Annotated in this window: 9 protein-coding genes; 8 read left to right on the plus strand and 1 reads right to left on the minus strand. The window is 54.5% G+C overall.

Going from position 1 to position 9,843, the window contains the following annotated elements; genetic code table 11:
- The 4 genes from B3Z49_RS06145 to B3Z49_RS06160 form a co-directional block, all read left to right on the plus strand.
- Window positions 1-847: ABC transporter permease (locus B3Z49_RS06145; protein WP_296988984.1), on the plus strand; the 847-nt coding region annotated here is incomplete at its 5' end.
- Between the two features lie 64 nt (window positions 848-911).
- A complete protein-coding gene (locus B3Z49_RS06150; RefSeq protein WP_040823275.1) occupies window positions 912-1,868 on the plus strand; it encodes an ABC transporter substrate-binding protein in 957 nt (318 codons plus the stop codon).
- 102 nt (window positions 1,869-1,970) lie between these two features.
- Entirely contained in the window at window positions 1,971-3,026 is a 1,056-nt protein-coding gene (locus tag B3Z49_RS06155) for a sugar phosphate isomerase/epimerase family protein (protein WP_296988989.1), read from the plus strand.
- Window positions 3,027-3,071: 45 nt separating this feature from the next.
- Window positions 3,072-4,235: a Gfo/Idh/MocA family protein gene (locus B3Z49_RS06160; RefSeq protein WP_296988990.1), complete on the plus strand. Its 1,164-nt coding sequence runs from the start codon at window positions 3,072-3,074 to the stop codon at window positions 4,233-4,235.
- Window positions 4,236-4,359: 124 nt separating this feature from the next.
- Here B3Z49_RS06160 and B3Z49_RS06165 read toward each other — a convergent pair whose 3' ends face one another.
- Window positions 4,360-5,748, minus strand: a complete 1,389-nt coding sequence (locus tag B3Z49_RS06165; protein WP_296988993.1) for a hypothetical protein — start codon at window positions 5,746-5,748, stop codon at window positions 4,360-4,362.
- 678 nt (window positions 5,749-6,426) lie between these two features.
- Here B3Z49_RS06165 and B3Z49_RS06170 point away from each other — a divergent pair.
- The 4 genes from B3Z49_RS06170 to B3Z49_RS06185 form a co-directional block, all read left to right on the plus strand.
- Window positions 6,427-7,392, plus strand: coding sequence for a 2-hydroxyacid dehydrogenase (locus B3Z49_RS06170; RefSeq protein WP_296988996.1), 966 nt, complete (start codon window positions 6,427-6,429; stop codon window positions 7,390-7,392).
- 206 nt (window positions 7,393-7,598) lie between these two features.
- Window positions 7,599-8,756 (plus strand): TRAP transporter substrate-binding protein, encoded by a 1,158-nt coding sequence (locus B3Z49_RS06175; RefSeq protein ID WP_040823277.1) that lies wholly within the window; start codon window positions 7,599-7,601, stop codon window positions 8,754-8,756.
- 98 nt (window positions 8,757-8,854) lie between these two features.
- A complete protein-coding gene (locus tag B3Z49_RS06180) occupies window positions 8,855-9,427 on the plus strand; it encodes a TRAP transporter small permease subunit (RefSeq protein ID WP_008890025.1) in 573 nt (190 codons plus the stop codon).
- A gap of 71 nt (window positions 9,428-9,498) precedes the next feature.
- A partial coding sequence (locus tag B3Z49_RS06185; RefSeq protein WP_296988999.1) for a TRAP transporter large permease subunit occupies window positions 9,499-9,843 on the plus strand: 345 nt, incomplete at its 3' end.

Genomic DNA, 9,843 nt, shown 5'->3' on the forward strand with positions numbered 1-9,843 from the left:
CTTTATCGGCATCATCGCGGTGGGTGCGACCTTTGTGATCACCGCGGGCGGCATTGATCTTTCGGTCGGCTCCATGGCGGCGTTTATTTCGGGTGCGATGATTGTAGTGATGAACACCCTTGTCGCAACGCTGGGTGCCGGGATCGAGACGGTTTTGATTGGTGTGGTGTTGTCAGTCTTGCTGGGGATTGCGGCCGGGGCCGTTAATGGCCTGGTCAGTACCAAGGGCAAGATCGAAGCGTTTATCGTCACACTTGGCACCATGGGGATTTACCGGTCGCTTGTGACCTATATGGCTGATGGCGGGACCCTGTCGCTTGATTTTGATGTGCGCGGTGTTTATCGCCCGGTCTATTACGGTGACATTCTGGGCATTCCTGTGCCGGTGCTTGTGTTCTTTGCCGTGGCGGTTGCGGGCTATGTGCTGCTTAACATGACGCCGTTCGGGCGGAAATGCTTTGCGATTGGCTCAAACGAGCAGGTTGCGCGTTATTCGGCAATCCATGTCGACCGTGTGAAGACCCTGACCTATGTCATTCAGGGGCTGTGCGTATCGGTTGCGACCATCATTTATGTGCCGCGTCTTGGGTCGGCCTCAAGCTCGACCGGGGTGCTTTGGGAACTTGAAGCCATTGCTGCCGTGATCATTGGTGGCACGATGCTTAAGGGTGGTTATGGCCGGATCTGGGGCACGGTGATCGGCGCGATCATGCTGACCACGATTGGCAATATTCTGAATTTGACGGATGCGATCAGTAACTATCTGAACGGAGCAGTTCAGGGTCTGATCATCATCGTTGCGGTATTCCTGCAGCGCGGGGACTGGCGACGCAAAAAGAGCAAATAACCGGCGATCAACGTCCGGGAAGAATGTGAAAACGCATCATTTTTTTGATCAGGAGGAAACGTTGATGAAAACGTTTACAAAATATCTGGGGGCCGCCTGTGTTCTGGGCCTTGGTTTGGCATCAACCGGTGCAATCGCACAGGAAAAGATCAAGATCGGGGTTTCGATCCCGGCAGCGACTCATGGTTGGGCAGGTGGCCTGAACTGGCATGCAGAACAGGCTGAAAAGCGTATTGAGGCAACCTATCCCAATATCGATGTCATTGTGGTCAGCGCGAATGGTGCAACCGAACAGGCCAACGATCTTGAAGATCTGGTGTCGGTTCAGAATATTGACGCGTTGGTGGTCTTGCCGTTTGAGTCTGATCCGCTGACCGTTCCGGTCCAGCAGGTCAAACAGGCGGGCAAGTTTGTTACCGTGGTTGACCGTGGTCTTTCGCTTCCGGGCATCGAAGACGTCTATGTTGCGGGCAACAACCCGGAACTTGGCCGTGTTTCGGGCGAGTACATTCGTGAACGTCTGAATGACGAAGGCAAGATCGTTGTTCTGCGTGGCATTCCGACCACGATCGATACCGAGCGTGTGGACGCGTTTGTCGAAGCGCTTGACGGCTCGAACATCGAAATCCTTGATATGAAACATGCCAACTGGAACCGTGATGACGGCTATGAAGTAATGCAGGACTTCCTGTCGCGCTTCCCGGAAATCAACGCGGTCTGGGCACAGGATGACGACATCGCGCTTGGCGTGATCGAAGCCGTCAAACAGGCTGATCGTACGGACGAGATGTTCATCGTTGGCGGTGCTGGCATGAAAGACATCATCAAACGGGTGATGGATGGCGATGAACTGACCCCGATTGATGTTCTGTATCCGCCGGCAATGATCGCAACTGCGATGGATGTGACCGTTATGAAGTTCACGTCGAATGCGCCGGTTGAAGGTCGCTATATCCTGGGTGCGACTGTTGTTACCCAGGAAAATGCTGAGAACTTCTATTTCCCGGACAGCCCGTTCTAAACGAACTTTGGTTGGGACAAGCACTCTTGCGTCGGGCGGTCGCCGCCCGACGCAGCCCGATTTCCACTGATTTCCACCAGAACGCAGTTAAAGAGGTCTGAGATGAAAACGCTTAAGGGACCGGCGATCTTTCTGGCGCAATTTGCCGGCGACGAAGCCCCGTTCGACAGTCTTGACGCGATTGGTCGCTGGGCGGCGTCACTCGGCTATAAAGGTGTTCAGATTCCAAGCTGGGACAAGCGCCTGTTTGATGTCGAAAAGGCCGCCGAAAGCAAGGATTACTGTGATGAAGTGATCGGTAAACTTGCCGAGCACGGCGTGCAGGTGACCGAACTTTCAACCCATCTTCAGGGCCAGCTTGTGGCGGTCCATCCCGCCTATGACGAGATGTTTGACGGTTTTGCCGTACCCGAAGTCCGCGGCAATCCAAAGGCGCGTCAGGAATGGGCCGTCAAACAGGTCAAGGCCGCGATCAAGGCATCGCAACATATGGGAATCAACGCCCATGCAACATTTTCCGGCGCACTGGCCTGGCCGTTTGTTTATCCCTGGCCGCAACGCCCGGCCGGTTTGATCGAAACCGCCTTTGACGAACTTGCCAAGCGCTGGACACCGATCCTCAATGCCGCCGACGAGGCCGGTGTTGATGTTTGCTATGAAATCCATCCGGGCGAGGACCTGTTTGACGGGGCGACGTTCGAGATGTTTTTGGAACGGGTGAAAAATCATCCGCGCGCCAACATCCTGTATGATCCGAGCCACTTCGTGCTTCAGCAGCTTGATTACCTTGATTTCATCGATATTTACGCTGATCGCATCCGGATGTTCCACGTCAAGGATGCCGAGTTCAATCCAACCGGCCGACAGGGTGTCTATTCCGGATATCAGGGCTGGGTCGATCGTGCGGGCCGGTTCAGGTCGCTTGGCGACGGGCAGGTTGATTTTGGCGCCATCTTCTCGAAGCTTGCGGCGATTGATTTTGATGGCTGGGCTGTGCTCGAATGGGAATGCGCACTCAAACATCCCGAAGACGGTGCCCGCGAAGGGGCCGAATTCATTAAAAATCACATCATTCGTGTGACAGAGAAAGCCTTTGATGACTTTGCCGATGGTGGCACGGACGAGGCGGCAAATCGCCGCATCCTTGGCATCGACTAGCTACATCACGGGCAATACTCGTCCATTTCGACTTTGGAGGCAGATATGAGCAAACAAACATCGCTTGGCCGTCGTTTGCGCCTGGGCATGGTTGGCGGCGGGCAGGGGGCCTTCATCGGGGCCGTTCATCGCATCGCGGCACGACTGGATGATCGCTATGAACTGGTGGCAGGTGCGCTTTCATCCAAGCCCGATGTCGCAGCCGCCTCGGCAGCAGAGCTGTTTATCGATAGTGATCGCAGCTATGCCAGTTTTGAAGACATGGCCAAACAGGAAGCTGCGCGCGAAGACGGCATTGATGTCTGCGCGATTGTCACACCCAACCACCTGCATTTCCCGGCCGCGATGGCGATGCTGAATGCCGGTATTCATGTGATTTGCGACAAGCCGCTTTGCATGACCGTCGATGAGGCCGAAAAGATCGCGGCCAAGGTCAAGGAAACCGGGCTTCTGTTTGCCTTAACGCACAACTACACCGCCTATCCGATGGTGCGCGAGGCGCGCCAGATGGTGGCGGATGGCAAGCTTGGCAATATCCGGCTGGTGCAGGTCGAATATCCGCAAGGCTGGATGGCAACCAAGGTCGAGGATACCGATAACAAGCAGGCCAATTGGCGTGCCGACCCGGCCAAGGCCGGGATGGGCGGCGCACTTGGCGATATCGGAACCCATGCGCACAACCTTGCGAACTTTGTGTCTGGCATGACGCCATGTGAACTTTGTGCCGATGTTGATGCCATCGTCGAGGGCCGCAAGCTTGATGACAATGTGCAGATCCTGATGCGCTATGAAAATGGCGCGCGCGGCATGCTGTGGGCAAGCCAGGTGGCGATTGGCCATGAAAATGGCCTTCGCCTTAGGATCTATGGTGACAAGGGCGGCCTTGAATGGGCGCAGGAACATCCAAACCATATGCATTTCCGTCCGCTTGACGGACGTCCGGAATTGCTGACCCGCGGTGGGGCTGGCATCGGGGCCGAAGGTCTTCATGGTGTGCGCGTGCCGCCGGGGCATCCGGAAGGGTATCTTGAAGGCTTTGCAAACCTTTATACCGATTTTGCCGATCAGTTGGTTGCGCATCTGACCAATGGCAAGGCCGATGCCGCCGCCATGTTGGTGCCCGGTGTCAAGGAAGGCCTTGAAGGCATGAAATTTGTCGAAGCCGTCGTGCGCTCCGGCCGGGACGGGGCCGTTTGGGTCAAAATGTGATCATTTCGCGCAATCGGGAAATCTGGGGATTTCCGTGTGCGCGAATTCACCATTGAAACGTGTTCTTCCCGTCCGGCGCTCTGTCGGCATTGAGCCGCAGCCTTATTGGTTGCGGCTCTTTTTTTCAGCGCTTGACGAATTCCTTGCCGTCAATGGTCAGAACGCGACCATTGAAGGTGCAATTTGCACTGCCATTTGGGATGGATGTGCGTTGAAGGATGGCCCCTGATCCAGCGTCGGAATAGATACCTTCGCCGTAATCAAAGCTGATGCTGTTGGCAGAGGTGTTGAAATAGAAGTCGATGTCGAATTGATACTCGCTACCATACGTGCGCTGGCGGAAATGTCCGCTGCCGCTGCCTGATCCGTTCATCGTGTATTGGGTCAGGTTGCCATCCGCAGAAAAGGTGCCGGTCGCTGTGGTGCAATCATCAGGTTTCCTGGGGGCCGCTGCTTCGCGTGCGGCCTGTTCCGCCGCGGCGATACGGCGCACTTCCGCTTCTTTCGCGGCTTCCTCTGCTGCTTTGGCTGCTGCGATCTGTGCGATGCGGCGTTGTTCAGCCTGTCGTTGTTGTTCAAGTTCGGCGAGGTGTTTGTCTTCGGCGATCTTGGCATTCAATTCAGCTTCGGATGCCAGCTTCTCACCCTTGTAGTATGCGCAAGTGGATATCACATCCGGTGATGGCCCGCAGTCACGCAGGCCAACATAGCTATCGCGCGCGGCATAGTCAGAATACTGCACCCAACTGCCATCGGTATTGGTGAAGCGGCCTTCGCCACTGGGATTATCACCATCGACTTCTCCTTCCCAGACCGACCCGCTGAGTTGTGTCAGTTTACCTTCTTTGGGGACGACGGCCTCGAATGTGCCTTCAAAGGTTTTACCGTTCTTCCATTTAATTTTGGTGCCGGCAATCTGTTCGAACTTCTTGCGGTTAAAGCGTCCCTGGTAAACGCCTTCCCCCGTCAGTGTTACCTTGCCGGTAATTTCATCCGGGGTGATATTGGCGTTGCTGATGACAGCGACTTCTGAGCCATCACGAAGAACCGTGATCGTGCCATTGCCTGCGACCTGTCCGTTGACCTGTGGTCCCCGGAATTCGAAAAGCCATTGTCCCTGATGTTCTACGATGACGGGAAGATAGGTATCTTTGGCATAAGACGCCGTGCTTGCCGCCATAAGTGCGAAGTCATTATAGACAGGCTCAGTTGTGGTGATGACGCTGTTTGAAAATACGCCATATTCTGCTGTCAACCGGACAAGTTTTCCGGCTTCGACCTTGATGATGCTATCTGCCTTGATCTGTGAATTGTGCGTCAGGCGCACGCGATACTCACCGGGCCACAGCTGGACGGCGTGGATCCGGCCCATGGCAACTTTATCTGCATGCGCACCGATAAAGTTCTCGGAACTGCTGGTCGGGAATACAGAAGCGCTCCAGTAATCGTCATAGGTGCCGCCTGCACCGATGACAAACTGAACCAGACCCCAATTCAGCGTACTTTTCTTCATGCCCTTTGGAGGGGCGTTTGAAGGTGTCGCTGTTGATACAGCTGCTGTCGTTTTTGCAGTTGTCGTCTCAGGTTGACTGGCGGTATCGGTTCCTTCTGATTGCGAAGGCGTTATCGCGTTCATGATATTACTGGTTAATTGATCAAAATCAGTTGTCTGGCATCCTGCGAGCAAAAAGCTTGCGGCAAGTAACAGACTTCCAGCGGTAAACGATGATTTTGTGAGTTTGGTTTGACCCTGCATTAAAGCCCCCTGATGCAGACCCTGATCAGGGTATTTGGGCAGAAAATTTAAATTCTGAAAAGCGAATTTAGCCTGCACGCTGGCTTTTTGGTTGCGCCTTAAAAAGGCAGTTCATCGCCAAATACTGACCGTTCAGAACGGCTTTTGCGCAACGCTGCGTAAGAGGGAACGCGAATGTATACTTTTGGGTGATGAAAGGCCTGACTGGTGTGCGGGGCAAAATCCAGGCCATAAATTCAATTTTTAATGAATAGAATCAGAAGCTTGTTGAGCCTTTTACGCGCGTGATTGCGGCGTAATGCGCCCCATGGTTTTCCACGAAGTGAAAAAGACTTGCCTCTTGGTTGATCCCCTATTGCTGGATTTTCCGTAAAGGTGTTTCCTAGGATCATAAAAAATAAGATTACTTTCAGGGAAATCACCGGGAGCGTCCGCATGCCCGAGAAGCCAAAGCTTCTGATAACGCGACGATTGCGTGATGCCGTTCAGGCACGCGCCGCGCGGGACTATCAGGTTCTGACCAATGCCGAAGATCGCGTGTTCACGCGTGAAGAGCTCATTGAAAAGTGCCAGCAGGTCGATGCTGTCCTGCCGTGCCATTCCGAGCATTTTTCGGCTGATGTCATTGCCGAACTGCCCAAAAGCCTCAAGATCATTGCCAATCATTCGGTCGGGGTGGATCACGTTGATCTGGCGGCGGCCAAGGATGCCGGGATTGTCGTGACCAACACGCCCGATGTGCTGTCGGATGCCACCGCCGAGATTGCCATGCTGTGCATGCTGGGTGCGGCGCGGCGCGGGGCCGAGGGCGATGCGATGGTGCGTGCCGGGAAGTGGGATTTCTGGTCGCCGGCCTTTATGGTCGGGCGTCAGGTCAGCGGCAAGCGGTTTGGTGTTCTGGGCATGGGCCGGGTTGGTCAGGTCGCGGCCGAACGGGCACGCGGATTTGGCATGGAAGTCCATTACCACAACCGCAAGCCACTGCCCGATCCTCTGGCCAAGGGCGCAATTTTCCACGAGACGGTCGAAGACCTGTTTGCCCATTCCGACGTGCTGTCACTGCATTGCCCGTCAACGCCAGAAACAAAAGGCATCATCAACAGCAAGACAATTGCGATGCTGCCCGACCGCGCGATCCTTGTGAATACAGCGCGCGGCAACCTGGTGGATGAGGATGCGCTTGTGGCCGCCCTTCAAAGCGGAAAGCTGTTTGCAGCAGGCCTTGATGTGTTTTGCAACGAACCCGGTGGAAATCAACGGATTAGCGCGTTGAATAACGTCTTTCTGTTACCACATATAGGGTCTGCTACCGAAGAAACGCGTGATGCCATGGGGTTTCGCGCACTTGATAACCTTGATGCCTATTTTCAGGGGAAAGAACCCGGCGACCGGGTGGCGTAGAAGGCGGGAAGACTGCCTGCGTCCAGTTTGTTGAAGTCTTTAACAATAACAAAATGCGCGCCGTTTTTGCGGTCCCGGAACGGACCAAGCGCATCAAAAATGGTCTTGGATATCAAGATCAGGGGCTTTTGAAGGCTGACAGTTACCGATTGTTTCCCGCCAATGGTGGACGGCAAACAACGGTATATCTGGGAGGAAAAATGGAAATGAAAACCAAATCTGAAGACGTGAAGTCCAAGGAAGTATCCCGTCGTTCGTTCCTGACCAAAGGGGCGACCGGGGTTGTGGCGGGTGGTGCTGCGGCAACCGGGATGTTTGCGGCACCGGCTGTCCACGCGCAGCCGGCACCGATGGTTCTGAAGATGCAGACTTCCTGGCCGTCATCCGATATCTGGATGACCTTTGCCCAGCAGTATGTTGACCGTGTTGAAGCCATGTCGGGTGGTCGTCTGAAAATCGACCTTCTGCCGGCGGGTGCTGTTGTTGCTGCCTTCCAGGTTCTTGATGGCGTCAATGACGGCGTGATTGATATCGCCCATTCCGTGCCGGTTTACTGGTACGGCAAGAACAAGGCAGCATCGCTGTTTGGCACCGGTCCGGTGTTTGGTGGTTCTGCAACCACCATGTTGAGCTGGTTCTATGCTGGCGGTGGTGAAGAGTTCTATCGCGAACTGACCCAGGATGTGATGGGTCTGGATGTTGTTGGTCTTCTTGGCTTCCCGATGCCAGCACAGCCGTTCGGCTGGTTCAAGGAGCAGGTCAACACCGTTGCTGATATCGAAGGCTTCAAATACCGCACGGTGGGTCTGGCAGCAGACCTTCTGCAGTCGATGGGCATGTCGGTCGCACAGCTTCCGGGCGGCGAGATTGTGCCGGCGATGGAACGTGGCGTGATCGACGCGTTCGAATTCAACAACCCGTCGTCTGACATGCGCTTTGGCGCACAGGATGTTGCGAAGAACTACTATCTGTCTTCGTACCATCAGGCATCGGAAAGCTTCGAGTTCCTGTTCAACAAATCCCTGATGGAAGACCTTGAGCCGGATCTGCAGGCGATCCTGCGTCACTCTGTCGAGGCGGCGTCGACTTCGAACACGGCGCTTGCGATGGACAACTATTCCTCGGATCTGCAGAAATTGCAGGATGAGGGCGTAGAAGTTCACCGGACCTCGAAAGAGATCCTGGCCGCACAGCTTGAAGCCTGGGACAAACTGATCCCGACACTTGAAGAAGATCCGTTCATGAAACGGGTTCTCGACAGCCAGCGTGCCTGGGTCGAACGTGTGACCTTCTATGAACTGATGAACTCGCCTGATTATCAGCTCGCTTATGAACACTACTTCCCGGGCAAACTGAAACTCTGATCCCTGTTTCGGATTTCAGTGTTTTGATGATCCTGACTGCTCCGTTGGCCTGATCTTTTGGCTGGCGGAGCAGTCAATACGCGAACGGACAGGATTTCATGATTGGATTTATTGAATTCGCGGACAAGCTTTCGGCCTGGTTTGGCAAGGCCTTTGGCTGGTTGATTATCCTCATGACGCTTGGCATGAGCTATGAGGTGGCATCGCGATACCTATTTAACGCGCCAACCACATGGTCGCTTGATGTGTCATTTATCATGTATGGCACACTGTTCATGATGGGTGGGGCCTATACCCTGTCTCGTGGCGGGCATGTCCGCGGCGATTTCCTTTATCGTCTGTGGAAACCCACAACCCAGGCCAAGGTTGATCTGGTTCTTTATATCTTCTTCTTCTTCCCGGGTGTGACCGCCCTGATCCTGTCGGGCTGGAAATATGCCGCCCGTTCATGGGGCTATGGGGAAGTAAGCGTGAACAGCCCGGCGGGTGTTCCGATCTTTCAATTCAAGGCAGTGATTGTCGCAGCCGGCATTCTTCTGTTCATCCAGGGCATCGCACAGGTGATGCGCTGCATTTTGTGTATCCGTGAAGGGTACTGGCGCAATGCAGATGATGATGTTCAGGAAACCGAAGAATTGCTGATGAAGCAAAAAGTGGCCAAGGAAGACTGATCCCATGACGATCAAGATCAACCAGGCCGCTGAGCCATACGCGATACACGCCCCCGAACGGAGCAGCCAACGTGATTGACGCACATGTCGCCCTGATGATGCTGGGCATCTTTATTATACTGGTATTCCTCGGTTTCCCGGTTGCCTTTACCCTGATGGCGCTTGGCATCGGGTTTGGATATTACGCCTATTTCGATGCAGGCCGCATGTGGCGGGCCTTTAACCGGCTGGCCGAGGACAGCGAAACCCTGACCTCGGTGATAACGTGGTTCGAAGGGGCGTTTAACAACCGAATATTCGATTTGTTCATCAACCAGACATACACGGTGATGTCGAACGAAGTTCTGACCGCCGTGCCGTTGTTCCTGTTCATGGGCTATATCGTTGAACGCGCCAATATCGTGAACCGGCTGTTT

Origin of the sequence: Thalassospira sp. UBA1131 (genome assembly GCF_002311515.1) — a bacterium.
In the GTDB taxonomy this organism is placed as follows: Bacteria; Pseudomonadota; Alphaproteobacteria; order Rhodospirillales; family Thalassospiraceae; genus Thalassospira.